Origin of the sequence: Brevibacterium sp. UMB1308A (assembly GCF_030230605.1) — a bacterium.
In the GTDB taxonomy this organism is placed as follows: domain Bacteria; phylum Actinomycetota; class Actinomycetes; order Actinomycetales; family Brevibacteriaceae; genus Brevibacterium.
The window spans coordinates 62,713-82,005 of record NZ_JASPDO010000005.1; the positions used below are offsets into that span (position 1 = coordinate 62,713).

A 19,293-nucleotide genomic window follows, 5' to 3' on the forward strand; every position below is an offset into this window, starting at 1 on the left:
AAAAATCATTCGACCAGTTGTTCTTCTTTCGAACTATAGCCAATGGTCGTTACAACGTGGGCATATTTGTGTGCCAAGCGCGACACATCTGGGCACTACTTGGTCACATCTGGTGCGCCGGGCAACCACACAGAGAACTCAGCGCCGCGTAGTTCACCCTGGTCTGCTTCCTCGCCAAGTCCGCCGTCTACGTCAATTGCGCCGCCTAACCGTTTGACGGCCTGCACCACAATGTCGAGTCCCACTCCACGCGACCCGTCGCTCTGGGTTCCTTCCCCAGTGTCGTGCTCCACACCGTGATGTTTGGTTGACCATCCGCGTTCAAAAATGTGGTCTACGGTGTCGTCGGGGATTCCGGGTCCGTCGTCGCGCACGGAGATGGTGTATCCCGAGGCGGCAGACCCTGACATGGTGAGTTCCACCTGCTTGCGGTCGGCTGGAATGTCGGGCCGGCTCACCGCGTCGAATGCGTTGTCGAGCAAGTTGCCCAACACTGTCACCAGGTCACGTTCATCACCGGGGATTTGGCTTTGCAAGTTGGACGCGTCGACATGGAGATCGATGTTGTCTTCTTTAGCCTGAGCAAGCTTGGTGTACACAAGCGCTGCGATGACGGGCTGGTTGAAGCCACCCAGCAGATCTTCCGGTGCAGTAGACGTGTGGGCGACAGACTGGGTAGCAAACTCAAGTGCTTCTTCTGGGTTTCCTGTCTCAATCAGCGAGGCAATGATGTGCATCCTGTTGGCGAATTCGTGCGTCTGCGAGCGCAAAGAATCCGAGAAAGATCGAATGGACACCAACTCACCGGTGAGTTTTCGCAGTTCGGTGTGGTCGCGCACAGTGACAACCCATGTGTCGACATTGGGTTCATCGTGCATATATTCACGTGCGGGTTGCTGATTGACAAGTAGCACGCGAGACGCGGTGTAGTGGATCTCATCGCGCACCAACCGGCCGGATTCAATAAGGTTGCGGAGTGTTTCAGGCACGGGTATTTGGTCGAACTGAATAGACGAATCTGTTTCCGGTAGCCCCAAAAGTTCACGAGCAGTGTCGTTATACAGAACGATTCCCTCGTTTCTGTCAACCAAAAGCAAACCGTCGTTCACGGCCTCCAAAACTGACCTGTAATACGCGATCAGATGCGCCAGTTCTTTTGTTCCGTAGTCCCCGGTGACGCGTTTGAGCCCTCGCGATGTCAACCAAATCGCAGCTGTTCCCAGCACAAAAGTAAACGCGCCACTTGCGATCAATAAGTTCCCAACGGGTTGGAAACTTGCTTTCACCGTTGACCTGTCAATCCCAGCGACAATCACCGCGCGTTTGTAACCAGGTGGCGTGGGTTTGACCGGCACCAGCGTATAAAGCGTTCCACCGCGTTCATTGGCCAGATAGACGGTGGCGGTGTCTCCGTTAACAACCTGTCGAACGATACTGGGAGAAAAATTCGGCACGTCGTTCAGGTCGTCACCTGTGGGCGACTGGGTTCCTACTCGGTGAACCTCCTGATCGCCCAAGACATCTTCCGGACCGCTGATACTGAGTTGCCCTTTTTCCAGTTCGTCAAGCGGAATAGACACCAACAGGTCTAGATCGTTGAGCCTTTTGAGTTCCGTCAAAGTTCCCGAAAGTTGGGCACGCCCCATACTGTGCAGATCAGCGGTAGTAGCGACGGCCTCGGCGGTGGAAACCACGCGTTCTTCTTCGTCCTGCGAATGCCGATCCGAAAAGAAGATGTACAAGACCGTAGAGATCACGATCACGATTCCCAAAAGCAAAACGGACGACGCCACCAGGATTCGCCCGGCAACGCCCATGGGCATCCACCCTGCTTTTGGAGTGGTGCTCACGTGTTCCCCTGCATGGTTCGTTCGAGCACCCTCGACATGGGAACCACAGACACAAGGGACATGAGAACCACCAAAATCGAGCTCATCGCCATCGCCTGCCCAGCAAGCATGGGGTCAAGTTTTCCAAACATCGCGAACGGGATCATGAGCAGGTTATAACTAAATGCCCAGAACAGATTGACTTTGATGAGCGCCACTCCCATGCGGGATAGCCGGATCGCGGCGGGAATAGTGGCGGGGTCTGAGCGGGTGAGAGTGACGTCCGAGGCGGCAATCGCTGCGTCTGTCCCCTCACCCATGGCGACCCCCAGGTTGGCCTGGGCTAACGCGGCGGCGTCGTTAACTCCGTCGCCCACCATGGCCACGTGCTCACCAGTTTTTTGAAGCTGAACAATGTGGTCGAGTTTGTGTTCCGGCCGAACATCCGCAACCACTGTGTCAATGCCCAGTTCGGTGGCGACGGCATGGGCGGGGCCGGGAGCGTCACCGGTGAGCATTACCGTTTTCAAACCCAGTTTGTGCAGGCTGGCAACGGCGTGAGCTGAACTGTCTTTCACTGTGTCCGCAACATCGATGACACCCGCGTATTGCCCGTCGATGGCGACTGCCACCCGCGTGGTGTTACTACTGGGAATGCGCACGCCGGTTTCGTCGCTGACAAGTGGCGGGCGACCAACTAAAACAGAGTGTCCGTCTACAGTAGCCCGCACTCCCCCACCTGGGATGCTGGTGAAGTCGGTGACGTCGAGTTCTTCTGTGCTGGCTTCCGCCAGCGCGCGCGCAATGGGGTGTTCGCTGTTGCGTTCAGCGTTCGCGGCAAGGGTGAGCTCACGTTCGCCGAGGTCGTGGCTGACGACCTTCATGTGCCCCTGTGTGAGGGTGCCGGTTTTGTCTAGAACGACGGTGGTGACTTTGCGTGCGTGTTCCATGACTTCTGGGCCAGCGACCACGATTCCGTTTTCCGATCCCAACCGTGAAACGGTGACAACCGCAATGGGGGTTGCCAGCCCCAGTGCACATGGGCAGGCTACAACCAAGACCGCGATCATGGCGTAGAGGCCCCCGGTCCAGTCACCTTTGACTCCCCACACGGTGAGCGTGAGAAGGGCAATGACAATGACAACAGGCACAAAAATGCCGGAAATTTTATCGGCCAGCCGTTGCATGGCTGGTTTGCTGGTTTGGGCTCGTGCCACAAGCTTGGCGATATGGGCAAACGCGGTGTCTTCGCCCACGCGGGTCGCACGAACAACAATGGAGCCGGTGGTGTTGATTGTGGCCCCGGTGACTGTAGATCCCGGTGCGACATCGACAGGGGTGGGTTCGCCCGTGAGAGCGGATTCATCTACCGCAGATTCACCACTTATCACTTCGCCGTCAGTAGCGATTGTTTCACCCGGACGTACGCGGAACTCATCTCCCACGCTCAGCTTTTCAACCGGAACCTGCCATTCACGACCATCGCGTATGACGTTCGCGGAGCTCGCTCCCAGTTCAAGCATCTCTTTAAGCGCTCGCGTGGCGCGGTTCTTCGCACGTTCCTCGATCAGGCGCCCCAGCGTGATGAACACAATGATGGTAACCGCAGATTCAAGCCACACGTATTCGTGAGGTGAGATCGCAAAACCTTGTCCACTTACGGCGCGTACAAGTCTGTAAAACGAGTATCCACATGCCGCCCATACACCCAAAGTGATGAGCGTATCCATCGTCCCTAAACCACCTCGGGCGGCTTTATACGCGGCCACATAAAAAGGCCAGCCACCCCACGTAATAATGGGCAAGGCGAGCGCAAGAACCACCCACTGCCAACCTGGGAAGTGGACGAACATCGAGATCGCAACCACTGGGATACCCAGAATGAAGCCCACCAGCAGACGGGGTCTGAACCCTCGGGGGTCCGGATTGTCTGGGGCAGGGGCGACTGGGTTGTGAACCGTGGCCGAATAACCGGCTTTTTCAACTGTTGCGATGAGCTGGTCGCTAGAAACATTTGGCGACGCTTCCACCAGAGCAGAGTTCAGGGGCAGATTGACGGTAGCGTGAACCCCGTCGAGCTTATTAAGTTTCTTTTCGATCCGGTTGGCACACGAAGAACAGGTCATCCCTGTGATGTCGAGTTCAATATCGCGTGTACGCGTGCCAGACATTTAGACGACCTCGTAACCGGCCTCGTCGATTGCCTCCACAAGGTCCTGGTGACTGATGGGTTCCGTCGACTCCACTGTCACGGTCGATGGGGTGCCCAGCTCGACGTCGACCTGCGTGACGCCGCTGATCTCTCCAACTTCTTGTTTCACGGCACGCACACAGTGCTCGCAAGTCATTCCGGAAACTGACAAAGTCTGAGTTGCCATATCGCTTTCTCCTTTTAACTGATGTACCGCGGGTAAGTGTTTGTATTCGGATAACTAGTGCAAAACAGGGCCGTCCTGCGTGTCGCTCTCATGGTGTTGCTTGGCCACCACCGCGTTGAGACCCATAGCGATCAACGTGACCACAACGAAAGTTCCGACGGAAAAGCCCACGGAGAGCAGCAGTGCCTGAGACGATTTCCACGCGCCCATCGCAACGATCGTCACGATCAAAACAACCCAAGCGCAAATCACTCCAAAAATCACTGCATGTTTGTACGGAGCTGCGACCGGACGCTTGTGCGCGGAAGTCATACGTTCACCATTTTCTCTTCACATGTTTCGTCACTACACTGAGAACATGGTATCGACGCCGTATATTCCCGCGCACTTCAAGGCGTCTTTCCGCGGATCTTTCAGAGCTCTCGCCACCATTTTCTGCACGCTGGGGCTAGCTGGCTCACTCACCGCCTGCGGACCCGATACCGGCCTGCGCATCGACGAAGAACACGTTGACAACGCCCCCGAAGCCCCTCCCACCTCGGACGCGGGCCCGCGTGACAAACCGTTCAGCGCCACCCAAATCCGTGACGAACTCCTCCAAAACCCGTCCGTGAGCAACGTCAAAGGTTTCGACGAAATCCACGACGTGGTGCTCGCGTGCGAATCGTGCATGGAAATGGACCCGCCGCTTGTTGTTCTTGGCGACAAGTTTCAAATGGCCAAAATCAACACGCCAGCTGATCGCAAATCATTCGCCACCGTGGTCATTGGGGAACACGAAGGGCAACCCAACATCGAACTCATCTTGGTAGGGAACGATCTCACCGTGACACCTGGCCGAGGTGGCACACTGGTCGCGCAAGAATCCGTATTCAAACCCAACGACGAACCGTGTTGTCCTTCCGGTTGGGCAGTGCGCGTCTTCCGCTACCACGACGGAAAGTTTGAAGCGGGTCAGCGCATCAGCCGCTTGGAATAGCCGTCAACCAGAACTCAACTAGAATCAGCTGGACTAGTATTAACTCAGGCTTGTGAAAGGGGGCACGCGTGCACATTGTTCTTGTCGAAGACGACGAGGTGATTCGGGAAACCACGCAAATCGCCCTCGAACGCTTTGGGTACACCGTCACTGGCTTTGAGGATGGGCGTGACGGATACGAATTTATCGCTTCTCACGGTGCCGATGTTGTCCTGCTGGACCTGATGTTGCCCACCATGAATGGGGCTTCGATCACGCGTGCTATTCGGGAACGCTCAAACGTGCCCATCATTGTTATTTCTGCCCGCTCTGAACCCATTGACATTGTGCAAGCACTGGAAGCAGGCGCAGATGACTATCTGACTAAGCCGTTTGATATGCAAGTTCTCAACGCTCGCATTCGCACGGTGGTGCGACGGTTCATTACCGCCGAAAGCGCACAGATGGGCTTTTCTCCTCAGCCAGAGGAGCCCAAGGATGAAAGCTCCGTGTCGCTGGACACGCAAGGCATCCCAGAAGTGTTGGGGCCCACTCCAGGACACACCAATCCCGCACCGCGCCAGCAGTCGTCCACAGAAGTCCGGGTTGAGAACCGGTTGGGTACCCTGGTGTTGGACACTGCTCGGTGCATGGTCTACGTCAACGACGAAGAAATCCACTTAACACCCACAGAGCTCCGGATCCTCATGTTGCTCACCGAAGAAGTGGGGCACGTGTCTTCGCGCGAAAAGATCGCCTACACCGTATGGGGTTATGAGTGGGGTGGCGACTCCCGCGTGGTTGACGTCCATATTCAGCGCCTCCGCAAAAAGATTGGTGCCGCCTGGATCGAAACTGTCCGTGGTTTTGGCTACAGGTTTTGCGCGTAACTCATGAAAATGCGACCAGCTTCACTCAGGTTCAAAATCCTGATCGTGATTGTCACGAGTGTGGTCATCGCTGTTCTCACGTGCGGGCTGATTGTGCGTCAAGCTGCCGCCCGTGCTGAAGACAACCGGATGCGTGACAACATTTCCAACCAGTTGCGCGAAGCGTCCTCCATTTATTCTGAAACAGGTGTTCTAACACTCAACGCCGCAGTTGACGACCCAGCTTTGCCTCAACCGGCCAAAGAGGCCGCGCTCAACGGCCAGTCTGTGACTATGCGGTCTGAAATTGATAACACCGAGGTCGTGTGGGCTGCCGCTCCCATCAAGGTGGGTTCCCACACGGCGGTCATTTCGGTGCGAGCAACCACCGCGGAGTCGCGGGCGCTGGTTGGTGATATTGACCGCGCGATTCTCATTTCGATGCTGGTATCCGCTGTGGTGATTGGTGGAATTGGGTTTGTTGTTGCCGGCCAGATTAGCCGCAGGTTGACCCTGGGTGCGCAGGCTGCACGCCGGATCGCCTCAGGTGACACCACGGTCCGCATTTCTGATGTGGTTGAGCACGGTGATGATGAAGTGACGGCGTTTGCGGAAGCTGTTGACACAGCGGTCGAGCGTCTTGCTGAGCGCCTCGATTCCGAACAGCGGTTTACAGCGGATCTGGCGCACGAAATGCGCACTCCGTTGACGGGCCTGGTAAATGCGGCGAATCTTTTGGAAGAGGATTCTCGTCCGGCCGAATTAGTGCGTGAGCGCACGGAGCGTCTTCAGACCCTCGTTGAGGACCTGTTGGAAGTGTCACGCTTGGATGCCGGAAGAGCTACGCCAGATTTACAGCCGGTCAACATCAACCACATGCTCAAGTCCTTGTTGTTGAATTTGCGGTCTTCTGGGCTCATCGTGGATCACGAAATCGAGGAAGTGTACGCAGACCCATCTCCTCACATCACTACCGACCCGCGCCGTTTCGAGCGAATCGTGTCTAACCTGATCGCGAATTCGATCAAGCACGGGGCCGACCCCATCCGGATCGAAACGACCGCTCACTCAGTGATTGTGACTGACGGTGGGCCGGGCTATCCGGCGGACATCATCGCTCAGGGACCCACCCGTTTTGTGTCCTCCGGCGGTGGGGGTATGGGCTTGGGCCTCGTGATTGCGCAAGGGCAGGCAAAGCTGTTGGGAATGCACATTGACTTCCGTAACGCCCCTGAAGGGGGCGCCCAGGCCGAGGTGGTTTTCCCGGATGCGGTCGCGCCAGTTGGCAGTTAAGACTCCTCGTGGGCCAGTTTGCGTCGCGTAAGTCCTCCAAGAATGTACAGAACTCCTGCGATCAGGGTGGCCGCCGAGGTGAAACCGATGATGGTGAGGGCGCCGAAATTGTCGCCAAATATGAGAATGACGCCTAAGAGCCCGTGCGCGATTCCGGAGTACAGGTAGTCCGAGGCTGACGCGGTTCCGCGCATATCTTTGTACATCCAGAGTTCAAGTGCAGCGTGCAGAAGCGCCCACGCTAAAACGGCTGCGCGAAGCTGCCCTGGATAACTTGCGAACACCAGGAAGATGAGTGCTGGAATCGCAATAACGGCTTGGCCCCACAACTGGGTGCGTAGAGGTTTTGTAGAAGATCCCTGGCCCACCAATAAGAGCGCGTTCAACCCGATGTAGCCCATGAGCAGATAGTCAACAAAGTCGACGCGAAGGGCAAGTTGAGCAATTGAGCCCAACTGTTCGCGGGGAACGAAAGCGGCGACGATAGCGAAGATAACGCCCAGAACACCTCGGGCAATCATCCACGGTGCGGTAGCAAGCTGAACTTCTTTTTCTGACGTTTGGGTCACCCCCCTAGTGTAGAGCCCACTGTTGTTCACCGGAGCGACCCCTCAGGTTTGCGATCCCGTCGTGTGGCCTCACTATGCTTTCGTCGAATCTACTTAGTGACGAGTGATACGGGTGCGCGCAACTTCTTCTACAGACTTCCGCCGAAACCTGCCTTTGGGCCGTTCGGCGTTGTGGTTGTGCGTGGGTTACGGTTGCGGCGCTGTGATTGGGTCGGTTCTCCACTTTCTGCTCAACGTGGGGCAGCCACAGTACTCTTCAGCGTTAACGCTCATGTGGCCAGTGCTGATTGGTCTGATGGGCGGGGTTCTTTTGGTCATTGGCACCATGCCGTCCTCCCGGATTGCGATCAGCATGAGTGCTGCGAATGCGATTGGACAGTCCGGAACTCCGGGGCTTGCCCGTATTCGGTATTTGAACTCGACGTCGAATGGTTCATTCAAGACAGTGAGTGTTTCCCTCGACGTCGCCTGTAGCTCAAGCAGGGTATACCGGTCAGAGCTGGTGTGGAAACTCTCTGCAGTTGACGCAATGAAGCTGCGACCGGCAGCGATTATTCCTGTCCGCATTGATGCTCATGCGCCTGCTCGCGTGGTCTTCGATACGCGGGCTACCTCGAACGATCTGGGCCCGGATCCCAACGAAGTGTTCAGTGTGCGCAACCGCTTCAGGCGACGCCTGTCGATGATCCGACCGCTTTCGTGTATCGCTACTCTGGTGGGCTTAGCCGTTGGGTTAGGAATTGGGCTATTTACGTAATTACGGAATTATGTATTATTAGTGCATGAGCACTTCTTCCCATGAACTGCGCGCACTGCGCCAGGAAATCACTCAGCAACTCTCCCAACTCGATGCGCGTTTACGTGACGTTGAAGAGCAGCTGAGTGGCGGGGGCAATGACGCACGGGAAAACTCACATGACGCTGGTGTCACACAGCTCAAGCTCCCGGCTGACTCTAACGCGCAAGATTTGTGGGCGCTCAACGAACTGGGGAAACGCTATGACCAGCCTGCTGTCATGTTCGCCGGAACGGCAGAAACTGAGGGCGGTCCAGTCATGTGGCAGTACGGACGCTTTTCCGAACACCTTAAGAACACAGATGCCTTCGCAGTATCGCCTGCTTTAGAGGCTATCGCCCACCCCATCCGTCTCACCCTACTTTTGGCAATCATCAACGGGACAACCACCTCGGCGAAATTGGCAGAACTTGAACAAGTAGGCACGTCAGGACAGGTCTACCACCATCTGAGCCAGCTCAACGCTGCCGGTTGGATCCGGTCTGTGAAGCGCGGCCAGTGGGAGGTCCCAGCATCCAAAATCATTCCCCTTCTCACCATCATTTTGGCCGCCCAGGAATAACAGGACTCTCCTCAAACACCCCAGGGAGCACTCATGAAAAGAACACTCATAGCTGGAGTCGTAGCGTGCGTCGTTGTCGCCGTTGCTGCGATCTGCGTGCCGTGGTCGTTCGGTTTTCCACACCGCGGAACCGGCGATCAGCATGTGCTCGACACTACCGGACCATACTTGTCACACGGGTACCGACGTGAAGCCGCGGTAGCGCTCATTCCCCCGTCTGGCGAACCGTCGTTCGCAGGTTGGGGAGCCGATGAGAACACGGTGTTTGAGATCGGTTCGATCACGAAAACGTTCACGGCACACCTTCTTGCGGACGCGATTGAGCGTCAAGAAATCAGCGCGGATACCCGAGTTGACAACGTTTTCGACGAACTGAAGGGGACCTCCGTAGGGAAGGTGACCATGGAGCAGTTGGCGACGCACACCTCGGGACTCCCCCGCATTACAGACGTCAACATGGGTAGCAACCTCGCGCGGAAAGACCCGTACACCGCTGATCTACCGCAGTTCCTTGAATCCTTGGCTGATCTTGATGTCACCCCGGGTGAGATTGCGTACTCAAACACCGGGTACGCACTTCTGGGGCAAGCGGTTGCGAAGAAAGCGGGCAAGGACTACCCCACTTTGGTGCGTGAACGACTGCTCGAACCTCTAGGCATGGACCAGACAACGGTTCCCACTACGCCGGAAGAGCTACCAGCCGACCACCCTACGGGGTACACCGCCAACGGTCTTCCAGCAGGAGCGTGGACCATGCACGCGAACGCTCCTGCGGGGTCCATCCGGTCAACGACTCGGGATTTAAGTACGTGGCTCATTGCTGTCAGGGTCGGGAAAGCGCCTGGGTCGTCAGTTGAACCCACCAAGGTCCGCGCTGAAGAAGATACAAAGAAACTGGGCCTGGCCTGGCACACAATAGAAGAAGACGGTGCCACGGTGATATGGCACAACGGAGGAACCGGCGGATACACGTCATTTGCCGGATTCAACGCAAACGGCGACGGCGTGGTCGTTCTCAACAACACCGCTACCAACTCTGACGATGTCATTGACTACTTGTTCGATGCGGAGGACAAGAAATGATTCAACTTCTCATTCCCTTTTTCGGTGTTCTCCTTCTGCTAATGACCCTAGGCACGCACGCCTGGCAGATTCGCCCCACACGAAGTGAACGCAAGCCCAAAGCCCGCAAACACCTCACACGAGGTGGGCTCATGGCGGTGGCTGCCGGGGCAGTGATGTACTTCGTACTGGTTCGCTTGTTCTTTATCTTTGACGGAGTACTGGGTATTGCGTGGATCGTGGCTCTTCTGTTGCTGGGATTCATCGCGTTCCGGGTGGTGCAACTGTGGCCGTCAAAAGAAGACAACGCGCAGTTGGTGGCATCGCTTCAGAGCGACGGCGTGAAAGTGAGAAGTCGCCAAGGCGTTGGCACGGTCATGACCGCTGTGGTTCTTCTAGTGGTTGCCGTTCTGTGCTGGTTCGCACCGGTGCTGTTTTAGCGGGAGCTTCTTGTGCCGGGGCTTCTTGTGCCGGGGCTACTTAGCCTTCCAGTGGCCCCACTTGTAAGGAGTCGCCGTTGTCAGCGACTTTAGCTTTTTTCAACCCGTCGTTCGCCGGGCCATACAGTTTGGCCCCGTCTTGGGTTGAGAAGCCGGAGGAGTGGCACGGGCACACGATTTCTTCTTCCGTGATGGTCCGCACCAGGCAGCCCTGGTGCGGGCACACCGCGGTATATGCCTTGAAGTCACCTTTGGTTGGCTGAACCACCACGTAGCTTCCGGCAACAACACCTGAACCTACCGGCACTTTGTCTTTCGCAACGGTTTCCGGTTCAGCGTCCTCGGTCTTCGAGGAGTCGTTAACGCACGCCGAAAGCCCACCGGCGACCGCAACGGTTGCGGCGACGCCACCTGTTGCTTTGAAAACTTGACGGCGGCTGTGCTGATTCATGCTGTTCCTCTCTGTTCGCTAAGTCTGGTGTTTCACTGTGCCAGTTGTTCGATGACCGGCCACGTGCGAGCCAAGCGCTTTTGGCCATATGCGTGTGCGGGTTCTTGGGGTCGGGTCGTCAGCACGCGGGCCGCCCATGTGCACGCGCCCAAGCACAGACGAGTGATTGCAGCAGTTTCGAGCGCGTCAAGTTCTGTGCTGGTCAAGTGCTGGTCGGTGCCCTGGGTGGCATCTTGGTAGGCGTCCGCTACGCGGGAAATAACGTCCCGAGGTGATTCCCCGCTCCTCCCTTCACGGACCGTGAGTACGTAGGAGGAGGCGATTGCCACCTCGGCCATGCGGGCAGCAACCCGACAGTCCCCAAAGTCCAACAACCCGGTGATCTTTCCGTCACTGACCAGCACGTTCTGGTCGTTGATGTCTTGGTGGAGGACCTGCTGGGGGAAGTCGTCGAGGAGAGGTTTGACGGTGGTTTCAAAGTCGTGGGCGATATGGCGTGAGAACGCCAGCACCCGGGTGAGCGACGGGCCGATGTCAGCGGGAACGTGTCCGGAAGCCTCCCAGGTTTGGAGTCGTTCAGACGCGAACTTTACGTTTACACCTGTGGATTCAAACGCCCACGGGTGCAGGATCATGTCCGGGGCAGGTGGCACGTTCGCTAACGAGGTGGCCACGTGCCCGGCGAGGGCTCCAATCTGAGTTGGGTAGTCATCGGTGAGGCCAGCTGTGGACGCTTCAGTACCGGTGAGGAAGCTTTGCAGGCGCACGATCACCGGTTCGTCATCAACGTGGGCAACTGAAACGAACCCAGACGATTTTCCTGAAGAGGCTTGAAACGGGTTAGTGGCCGGGATTTGCTGTGCGACCGGCACGTTTGATTCATATGCCGCCTGGTGGGCGGAGCTGAGCCAGTCGGCGTATTCGGGGGTCATGGTGCGTGACGGGTATTCGGCTTTGAACACATACGCCGAATCTTGAGCGGTCACACGGGCGTTGATCGCAATTTCACCGGACAAGAACTGGTCCATCTGAACGTCGAGGCCAAAGCTGTCGCTAACGAGCACACGAATTTCGTCATCGGTAAGTGTGCGAAGTGACCTGCTCATACAACAAGACTACGTTACTGGGCCCGTTGGGTCTGCAGGTCCGGGGTTTTCTGAACCAGTTGGGTCTGCAGGTCCGGGCTCGTCGTCGCCCTCAACCTGCAAAGGTGGGCGGTATTGCTGACTGGAACGACCTCGGGCGAGGTTGGTTGCACGCTTTAAGCGCGTGAGTTCACGCAGGCGGCGGGCTTTTTCAGTTAACCGTGGGTATGTCCAACCACGAACCGTTGATGGGAGTTGCCAGCGGAAGTAGATGGCCAGTAGGCGCACGGTAACAACGAGGACGATGGTGCCGAACATGATCCAGTAGGACCAGATTCCATTGGAGTACAGAATCGCGGTGAGGAGTGCACCAATAAACGCTGGGGTGAGGTAGAGGTCGGACGCTTTGAACAGGGCAGGGTTCTGGTTGGCGACGACGTCACGGAGAAGTCCTCCTCCGGTTCCGGTGACGATTCCTAGGAACACTGCGGACACCATGTGGAGGTCGTGAGTGAGTGCAATGATCGTCCCGGACACGGCGAACAGGCCCAGCCCGCAGGCGTCGAAAAAGATGATGGAACGGCGTGTGCGGAGGGCGGGTGTACCGATGAGGTACACGAGCACGGTAGCGATTGCCGGGGGTAGCAGGTAGATGGGTTGCTGGAGGGAAGCGGGGACCTCGTTAAGCATGAGGTCACGCGTGATTCCGCCGCCCAGGCTCACCAACAGACACAGCATGAAACTTCCCGTGATGTCGTAGTTTTGGCGTGCTGCTGTGACCGCTCCGGAAAGAGCGAAGAAGAACACGCCAACGAGGTCAGCGAGAAGAAGGACGAACTGCGCGCTGGGAAGATCCATGTGTTCCTTTTAAGGGTTGGGCTGGGCGGTTGACTTGTGGCCCTGTGACTGGCTGTTGGGTGACGGTTAGGTGATCGGATTTGGCACTGCTTTTCGCGTGGAGCATTTAGTGTAGTGCAGTAGATTGGTTGCAGTTAAATGCGTTTGCAGGGTGAGGAGCGGGTGTGCCTATCGTCATTGGAATTGCTGGTGGAACCGGCAGTGGGAAGACCACGCTGACGCAGGCTTTGGCGGACAAGTTTGCTGGGCGCACCACGGTGATCTATCAAGACAACTATTACAAACGCCAGGATCATTTGACGTTTGAAGAGCGCACACGCGTCAATTACGACTCACCTGACGCTTTTGATATTGATCTCATGGCTGAGCACATTGAGGATTTGAAGGCGATGCGCCCGGTGCAAGGGCCGGTGTATGACTTCAGCATTCACAACCGCACAGATGAAACCGTGGACATTCAGCCAGAAAGTGTGATTCTGGTCGAGGGGATTTTGCTGTTACACGAACCGCGTTTGTGTTCCCTTTTAGATATCAAATTGTTTGTGGATGCGGATGCTGATGTGCGCATTCTGCGCCGGATTAAACGTGACGTGTTGGAGCGTGGCCGGTCGATTGAGTCGGTGGAAAAACAGTATTTGGAAACTGTGAAGCCCATGCACGAACTCTATGTTGAAACCTCAAAGCGCAACGCCGATCTCATCATTCCTGACGGTGGTCACAACCTGGTTGCTTTAGACATGCTGGTACACCGGCTGTCACGCGAATTGTGAGTGTGGGGCTGGGTTGAGACCCGCCTTCACTACCTAGGCATATTCGCAAATCGCGAGCGCGCGCCCTGGAACGCCACGGTGATTTCGCCCGTGGGTCCGTTACGGTGCTTTGCCACCATGATGATCGCTTCACCCGCGTGCGGAGATTCCTTGTCATACATGTCTTCACGGTGAATGAGCAGCACCATGTCCGCGTCCTGTTCAATCGAACCGGACTCACGCAGGTCGGACACCATGGGGCGCTTGTCATTGCGCTGCTCGGACGAACGGTTCAACTGCGACAGCGCGATCACGGGCACTTCCAGTTCTTTGGCCAGAAGCTTGAGCGAACGCGAAAACTCAGAAACTTCCTGTTGACGCGACTCAACCCGCTTACCGGACGTCATCAGCTGCAGGTAGTCAATGACGACCATCTTCAAATCGTGTTGCTGCTTGAGGCGACGGCACTTAGCACGAATCTCAGTCAGCGCCATATTGGGCGAATCATCGATGAACAGAGGCGCGTCATTGATCTTGCCCATGGTGTTGGCCAGCGTGGTCCAGTCACCACGCTCATCATCGAGCTTCCCTTGGCGCAACTTCTGCAACGGAATACCCGATTCTGCTGACAACAAACGCGTGGTCAACTCAAGGCGCCCCATTTCCAGCGAAAAGATCACTGTGGTCTGCCCGTGGTCAATGGCTGCTGACCGCGCAAAGTCCAGCGCCAAGGTGGACTTACCCACACCGGGACGTGCTGCAATCACGATCATCTGTCCGGGGTGCAGACCGTTGGTCAGTTCGTCGAACTCGAAGAACCCGGTGGGCACGCCGGCCGTATCGCCGTCGTGCGAACCGGAACGTTCGATCTCTTCGACCGTTGGTTGCAACACTTCTGACAGTCGCACGTAGTCTTCGCTGGAACGGCGTTCGGTCACCTGGTAGATCTCGGACTGTGCGCGGTTGATGAGGTCGTCCGTGTCGCCCTGCGCGTCGTACCCCATCTGCACAATGCGGGTGCCCGCTGTCACTAGGCGGCGGAGAAGGGCAAGTTCCCGCACAATTTCGGCGTAGAAAATGGCGTTCGCCGAGGTGGGAACCGACTGGATCAGTGTGTGAAGGTACGCTGCCCCTCCGATCCGAGCTAGGTCACCGGACTTCGACAAAGCGTTCGATACTGTCACCGCGTCAGCTGGTTCACCAGACGCGTACAGGTCCAAGATTACGTCGTAGATTGTTTCGTGAGCAGGCTTGTAAAAGTCTTCACCGCGCAGGTTTTCAACAACGTCAGCAATAGCGTCCTTGGACAACATCATGGAACCCAAAACACTGGTTTCCGCATCCAAATCCTGAGGCGGAGTGCGTACACCCGATTCAGCTCGTTGCCAGTTGTCCCCGGACCATTCGTTACCCTGCTGCGAACCCACGCCCTCACCTTTCTGCCGATTGCCTACTCATCGTAGCCGACCTCGGGAAGGTCAGAAACGGGCAACAACTCTCGCAATAAGTGGGTTTGTGATGGCTAAACCTGCGCGCACAACAAGCGCGCCCACAAGCACCATGCTGATGACTGTGAGGAACGAATACGGTGACATCACAAGTGCAAATCCAGCAAATGGAAGCACCAAGAACAAGCCCAGACCTGCAGAGATCGCACTTATCCACGCGACAGGCAACATCACCGACGCCACTGAAATCTTCCGGATGGTTCCGTCATCCATTCCTGCCGCATTGAGTTCCTGGAACGTGCTTGCACGGTCATAAATATCGGCCGCCTGGTTAATCACCGCAGACACCGTGATGAACACGAACGCGATACCCAATGTGAGAAGAATTCCCGTAAACATGTCTGTCATCAACAGGACGTCTTCACGGGACATTTCAACACCTTCAGAGGTTCTAACCGCCTGCATCAACGCAACCCCAGTTCCGCAGAACGTGGCAATGAACGAGGTTAAAGCTAGACCAGAAACCCGTCGCCAGTACGACTTAGGCATCGCACTCACCAAACGGGAGGCGACCATTACGTGGACCTTTTTACTACCTCGGCGGATACGTGCCACCAGGCGAACCACCAGCACGCCCAAAACGTCGACCACCAGCAGACCGGCAAGCACCATGCCAAAGAACCCGGTCAACACGATGGCCATACCACCACCCATCCGTGACAGCGCCATTCCAACGGCTACGCACACCAGGAGCACAACACAGGCCACAATCCGACCCCACGGGAACGACGACGACAGTGCCTTAGTGCGCACACCCAGCGGCGAGACAACCACCTTGCGCAGACCCATCAGAGCCGCCACAGTGCTGACTCCAATGAGCGCAACAACAGTCGCCAGGATCATCCACCACGGCAGAATCATGTTGCCGTACCCCAAGGATTCGCCACGCAACTGCACCAGGCTGACGGGAAGGGCGAGCGCAAAGTAGCCCGCAACCCCGGCCAACGCGCCCACAGTCGCTGCCACCAGTGGTTCGGTGAGTGCCGCGGCCACGATCGTCGACCTCGGGGCACCCAGGAGCGCCAGCGTTGACAGCTGTTCGTCCTGCCTGCGCGTAGCCAAAGTCGCTGCCGACTGGCCCAGGGTGAACGCCGGCACCACCAGCAGTGTCGTAGCGAACGCGGCCAGCATGCGGTAGGCGCCAACAATTTCGTCCGAGGTGTCCCACGCAAAGATCGCGAAAGTTCCAGCGGCCACTGTGAGCAACAGCGCCGAGGTCGCCGCAAACGCCAGCATCATCAGCACCGTTGGGGTGCGTGTGAACCTGCGGAATGAGAACAGGGTCGGGAGAACTCGGGCTGTGAGTGTGAAAGGTGAGGTGAGGGTTGGGACTGGCGGGTTTGAGGCGGGTTCTCTTGTATCCACGTTTGATCGTGTTTCGTTTCTAGGCGCCGGTTGCGTCACTGATGTTGTCTGCGAGTACACGTGGTCTCCGTACTGGTAGTCGGGCTCTGCGTAGGAGTTCTGCAATTTCATGGCTGCCCCTGGTAAAAGGTGGTTGGAGCCGGGTGGTGCTGTGGTTGAAGGGGCACCTGCGCCGAGGTGGTAGCTGGTCCGCTGTGAGAGACAGCTGAGGTGGAAGGTGGGGCGGTGTCTGAAACAATCTGCCCGTCACGGAGGCGCACGGTTCGCGTACACGTGGCAGCAACATTTTCGTCGTGCGTCACCATAATCAAGGTGCGGCCACGGCCCGTGGTCGTGGAAAGGAGAGTATGTAAGACCTCGGCGCCCGTTTGCGAGTCCAGCGCACCGGTAGGTTCATCAGCAAAAACCAGAGCAGGCTCGGTAACCTGAGCGCGCGCAATCGCAACACGTTGCGCCTGGCCACCAGAGAGCTGGCCGATCAGTTTGGAACTGTGTTCCGCAAGACCCAGGCGGTTGAGCCAGTCACCGGCCATTGCCATGGCTTGAGAACGCGGGGCGCCTTTGAGCATGGCGGCCATGGCCACGTTTTCGACTGCGGTGAGTTCGGGCAACAAGAGGCCCTGCTGGAACACAAACCCAAACACCTCACGACGCAAACGGGTGCGACCAGATTCGTTGAGAGCGGTGATATCGGTCTGTTGTGTGTGGGCAGTAGCACCCAACTGGACGCGGCCGTGGTCAGTCGAGATCATGCCGGCCAGAGCGTGAAGCAACGTGGTTTTACCGGAACCAGACGGCCCCATGATGGCGAGCGATTCACCTTCGTGAACGTCCAGGCTGACACCGCGCAAAGCGTGGGTATTACCGTAGGATTTTCCGAGTTCAGAAGCAGTGATAACCGATGAAGTGTTCATGCTTCTATCGTTGTACGTGGCCCAGAACACCACTACGAAGATGACCGTCAGCTTGAGGTGGGGAAAACCTCCGTAGCCGGCTGTGGGATTCCTGCGCGGGTGTTGCTTTACAGCCCGGGCACCAGCACCGTAATCGCGTGAATGAGCAGACCCACCAACGCGCCCACTACGGTTCCGTTGATGCGGATGTACTGCAAGTCCTTGCCCACGTAGAGCTCGATCTTGTCCGCGGCGTCCTTGGCGTCCCAGCTTGCGATCGTGTCAGAAATGACTGACGCGAACTCCGGACCAAACGACTCTGTCAAATCCCCAGCCGTCGTGGCCAACTTCTGGTCAAGCATGGTGGCAAACTCAGCATCGTTTTGCATGCGGTCAGCGGTTTCAGACAGAAGCTGGCGAACGCGCGCCTTTACTTCACCATCGCTGTCTTCAACCGCTGCGTACAGCAACCGCTTGAGTGAAGTCCAGATGTCCAAAACAGACTCAACCACGCCATCCTGAGCTAACAGATCATCAAAAACGACCTCGGCGCGCTGAGCGATTGACGTATCCTCACTCAAGTCACGCGACAACTCAAGCAACCACCGATCCAAGGCCTGCCGAGCCTGGTGATAGCGGTCGTCACGCACGTCAGCAACCCAGCCCAACACCTCGGTCTGAAGGCGGGAAGCGACCGTACGATTCACAAACTTGGGCACCCACTCTGGGGCACGATCTCCCACAATCTGCTCAATGACCTGCGGGTTCCGTTCCAACCACACGTACGCCTCGTACACCACCAAATCCACGAGGCGGTGGTGCGCGCCGTCCCGCACGATCTCAGTGAGCAGCCGCCCCACAACCGGCGACTTGTGCGTGGCGATAAGTTTAGGGACCAGAACGTTGCGCGTGAGCGACTCGATTGCAGAATCATCGACCCTGGCCAGCACGTAGTTAATGCCCTGACCGGCCCGCTCCACCACAATGTCCTGATTGCGTTTTACAGCCAACCACGCGCCCACACGCTTGGTCACCTGCGCGGAACGGATCTTGGGTGCCACAGTTTCTGCGCGCAAGAAGTTCATGGCCACAAACGTCGACATGGACTCTCCCAGCACGTCCTTCTTGCGCGGAATGATCGCGGTGTGCGGGATGGGAACCCCAAGGGGGTGCCTGAACAGTGCGGTGACGGCGAACCAGTCGGCCAAGCCACCGATCATGGCCGCTTCAGACGCCCTGGACACGAACCCCCACACACCGGTCTGGTCAGTGAACAGGTGAACGGCCAGAAAGATGAGCGCCGCCAGGATCAGGAGCCCTGTTGCGACTGCGCGCATGCGGGATAGCGCCGCACGTCTGGCCTGTTCGTCTTCAGGTGTCTCCCCCGGCGGAGTGGCCAGCGACCGTGGGGTGTTCTGGTTCATGTGTTCCGCGTCCACTCCCCCAACTCTAGTCCGTGGGGTGGGTTGGGTGCGGGCATGGGGTGCGTTTGGGGTTGTAGCGGGGGGTTGTAGCGGGGGGTGCTTCCGTTGGTTTCGATACAGTCCACGCCTTGAACTGAACTCGACTGTAGCCAAAAGCACCCACATTCACGGATTTTCCCCTAAAAACACCAAAAATCCGGCCGT

20 protein-coding genes are annotated in these 19,293 nt (G+C 57.2%); 8 read left to right on the forward strand and 12 right to left on the reverse strand.

The window, feature by feature from the left end; all coding sequences use genetic code 11:
* Positions 1–95 precede the first annotated feature (95 nt).
* From QP868_RS04090 to QP868_RS04105, 4 genes are read right to left on the reverse strand one after another with little or no spacing between them, the layout of a single operon-like run.
* Positions 96–1,850, reverse strand: a complete 1,755-nt coding sequence (locus QP868_RS04090; protein WP_284925350.1) for a sensor histidine kinase — start codon at positions 1,848–1,850, stop codon at positions 96–98.
* Positions 1,847–4,000, reverse strand: a complete 2,154-nt coding sequence (locus QP868_RS04095; protein WP_284925351.1) for a heavy metal translocating P-type ATPase — start codon at positions 3,998–4,000, stop codon at positions 1,847–1,849. Before QP868_RS04095 ends, QP868_RS04090 begins: the two co-directional genes overlap by 4 nt.
* A complete protein-coding gene (locus QP868_RS04100; protein WP_284925352.1) occupies positions 4,001–4,207 on the reverse strand; it encodes a heavy-metal-associated domain-containing protein in 207 nt (68 codons plus the stop codon).
* 54 nt (positions 4,208–4,261) lie between these two features.
* Complete coding sequence (locus tag QP868_RS04105) at positions 4,262–4,519, reverse strand: hypothetical protein (protein WP_284925353.1); 258 nt, start codon at positions 4,517–4,519, stop codon at positions 4,262–4,264.
* Positions 4,520–4,565: 46 nt separating this feature from the next.
* Between QP868_RS04105 and QP868_RS04110 the strand changes: the two genes are divergently transcribed.
* From QP868_RS04110 to QP868_RS04120, 3 genes are all read left to right on the forward strand, one after another.
* Positions 4,566–5,186: a hypothetical protein gene (locus QP868_RS04110; protein WP_284925354.1), complete on the forward strand. Its 621-nt coding sequence runs from the start codon at positions 4,566–4,568 to the stop codon at positions 5,184–5,186.
* Positions 5,187–5,254: 68 nt separating this feature from the next.
* Positions 5,255–6,055: a response regulator transcription factor gene (locus tag QP868_RS04115; RefSeq protein WP_284925355.1), complete on the forward strand. Its 801-nt coding sequence runs from the start codon at positions 5,255–5,257 to the stop codon at positions 6,053–6,055.
* A gap of 45 nt (positions 6,056–6,100) precedes the next feature.
* The gene (locus QP868_RS04120) at positions 6,101–7,327 is read left to right on the forward strand and encodes a sensor histidine kinase (RefSeq protein WP_284925356.1); all 1,227 of its coding nucleotides are present in this window, start codon (positions 6,101–6,103) and stop codon (positions 7,325–7,327) included.
* Here QP868_RS04120 and QP868_RS04125 read toward each other — a convergent pair.
* On the reverse strand, positions 7,324–7,896 hold the full coding sequence (locus QP868_RS04125) for a hypothetical protein (protein WP_284925357.1): 573 nt from the start codon (positions 7,894–7,896) through the stop codon (positions 7,324–7,326). The genes QP868_RS04120 and QP868_RS04125 overlap by 4 nt on opposite strands.
* 112 nt (positions 7,897–8,008) lie before the next feature.
* Here QP868_RS04125 and QP868_RS04130 point away from each other — a divergent pair, with 112 nt between their 5' ends.
* The 4 genes from QP868_RS04130 to QP868_RS04145 are packed head-to-tail and all read left to right on the forward strand — an operon-like array spanning position 8,009 to position 10,756.
* The gene (locus QP868_RS04130) at positions 8,009–8,653 is read left to right on the forward strand and encodes a hypothetical protein (RefSeq protein WP_284925358.1); all 645 of its coding nucleotides are present in this window, start codon (positions 8,009–8,011) and stop codon (positions 8,651–8,653) included.
* A gap of 25 nt (positions 8,654–8,678) precedes the next feature.
* Positions 8,679–9,254, forward strand: a complete 576-nt coding sequence (locus QP868_RS04135; protein WP_284925359.1) for an ArsR/SmtB family transcription factor — start codon at positions 8,679–8,681, stop codon at positions 9,252–9,254.
* Between the two features lie 33 nt (positions 9,255–9,287).
* Complete coding sequence (locus QP868_RS04140; RefSeq protein ID WP_284925360.1) at positions 9,288–10,337, forward strand: serine hydrolase domain-containing protein; 1,050 nt, start codon at positions 9,288–9,290, stop codon at positions 10,335–10,337.
* Positions 10,334–10,756 carry a hypothetical protein gene (locus tag QP868_RS04145; RefSeq protein ID WP_284925361.1) on the forward strand — a complete coding sequence of 141 codons (423 nt, stop codon included), beginning with the start codon at positions 10,334–10,336 and terminating at the stop codon, positions 10,754–10,756. The genes QP868_RS04140 and QP868_RS04145 overlap by 4 nt, the downstream gene beginning before the upstream one ends.
* A gap of 40 nt (positions 10,757–10,796) precedes the next feature.
* On the opposite strand, the gene QP868_RS04150 is transcribed toward QP868_RS04145, so the two are convergent.
* The 3 genes from QP868_RS04150 to QP868_RS04160 are packed head-to-tail and all read right to left on the reverse strand — an operon-like array spanning position 10,797 to position 13,150.
* On the reverse strand, positions 10,797–11,207 hold the full coding sequence (locus tag QP868_RS04150) for a Rieske (2Fe-2S) protein (protein ID WP_284925362.1): 411 nt from the start codon (positions 11,205–11,207) through the stop codon (positions 10,797–10,799).
* Positions 11,208–11,239: 32 nt separating this feature from the next.
* Positions 11,240–12,313 carry a phosphotransferase gene (locus QP868_RS04155; RefSeq protein WP_284925363.1) on the reverse strand — a complete coding sequence of 358 codons (1,074 nt, stop codon included), beginning with the start codon at positions 12,311–12,313 and terminating at the stop codon, positions 11,240–11,242.
* Positions 12,314–12,322: 9 nt separating this feature from the next.
* On the reverse strand, positions 12,323–13,150 hold the full coding sequence (locus QP868_RS04160) for a trimeric intracellular cation channel family protein (protein WP_284925364.1): 828 nt from the start codon (positions 13,148–13,150) through the stop codon (positions 12,323–12,325).
* A 164-nt stretch (positions 13,151–13,314) separates the two neighbouring features.
* On the opposite strand from QP868_RS04160, the gene udk reads away from it, so the two are divergent.
* The gene (gene udk / locus QP868_RS04165) at positions 13,315–13,920 is read left to right on the forward strand and encodes a uridine kinase (RefSeq protein ID WP_284925365.1); all 606 of its coding nucleotides are present in this window, start codon (positions 13,315–13,317) and stop codon (positions 13,918–13,920) included.
* Positions 13,921–13,949: 29 nt separating this feature from the next.
* On the opposite strand, the gene dnaB is transcribed toward udk, so the two are convergent.
* The 4 genes from dnaB to QP868_RS04185 form a co-directional block, all read right to left on the reverse strand.
* Positions 13,950–15,326, reverse strand: coding sequence for a replicative DNA helicase (gene dnaB / locus QP868_RS04170; RefSeq protein WP_005882633.1), 1,377 nt, complete (start codon positions 15,324–15,326; stop codon positions 13,950–13,952).
* Between the two features lie 51 nt (positions 15,327–15,377).
* Positions 15,378–16,883, reverse strand: coding sequence for an ABC transporter permease family protein (locus QP868_RS04175; RefSeq protein WP_284925366.1), 1,506 nt, complete (start codon positions 16,881–16,883; stop codon positions 15,378–15,380).
* Complete coding sequence (locus tag QP868_RS04180; RefSeq protein WP_284925367.1) at positions 16,880–17,686, reverse strand: ABC transporter ATP-binding protein; 807 nt, start codon at positions 17,684–17,686, stop codon at positions 16,880–16,882. The genes QP868_RS04175 and QP868_RS04180 overlap by 4 nt, the downstream gene beginning before the upstream one ends.
* Positions 17,687–17,793: 107 nt before the next feature.
* Positions 17,794–19,104 carry a DUF445 domain-containing protein gene (locus QP868_RS04185; protein ID WP_284925368.1) on the reverse strand — a complete coding sequence of 437 codons (1,311 nt, stop codon included), beginning with the start codon at positions 19,102–19,104 and terminating at the stop codon, positions 17,794–17,796.
* Positions 19,105–19,293 lie beyond the last annotated feature (189 nt).

Bases quoted from the DNA above. Each gene is read 5' to 3' on its own strand.
- QP868_RS04095 (WP_284925351.1), bottom strand. From the start codon at position 4,000: ATGTCTGGCACGCGTACACGCGATATTGAACTCGACATCACAGGGATG.
- QP868_RS04105 (WP_284925353.1), bottom strand. From the start codon at position 4,519: ATGACTTCCGCGCACAAGCGTCCGGTCGCAGCTCCGTACAAACATGCA.
- QP868_RS04175 (WP_284925366.1), bottom strand. From the start codon at position 16,883: ATGAAATTGCAGAACTCCTACGCAGAGCCCGACTACCAGTACGGAGAC.
- QP868_RS04155 (WP_284925363.1), bottom strand. From the start codon at position 12,313: ATGAGCAGGTCACTTCGCACACTTACCGATGACGAAATTCGTGTGCTC.
- QP868_RS04110 (WP_284925354.1), top strand. From the start codon at position 4,566: ATGGTATCGACGCCGTATATTCCCGCGCACTTCAAGGCGTCTTTCCGC.
- QP868_RS04160 (WP_284925364.1), bottom strand. From the start codon at position 13,150: ATGGATCTTCCCAGCGCGCAGTTCGTCCTTCTTCTCGCTGACCTCGTT.
- QP868_RS04180 (WP_284925367.1), bottom strand. From the start codon at position 17,686: ATGAACACTTCATCGGTTATCACTGCTTCTGAACTCGGAAAATCCTAC.
- QP868_RS04135 (WP_284925359.1), top strand. From the start codon at position 8,679: ATGAGCACTTCTTCCCATGAACTGCGCGCACTGCGCCAGGAAATCACT.
- QP868_RS04100 (WP_284925352.1), bottom strand. From the start codon at position 4,207: ATGGCAACTCAGACTTTGTCAGTTTCCGGAATGACTTGCGAGCACTGT.
- QP868_RS04140 (WP_284925360.1), top strand. From the start codon at position 9,288: ATGAAAAGAACACTCATAGCTGGAGTCGTAGCGTGCGTCGTTGTCGCC.
- QP868_RS04150 (WP_284925362.1), bottom strand. From the start codon at position 11,207: ATGAATCAGCACAGCCGCCGTCAAGTTTTCAAAGCAACAGGTGGCGTC.
- QP868_RS04145 (WP_284925361.1), top strand. From the start codon at position 10,334: ATGATTCAACTTCTCATTCCCTTTTTCGGTGTTCTCCTTCTGCTAATG.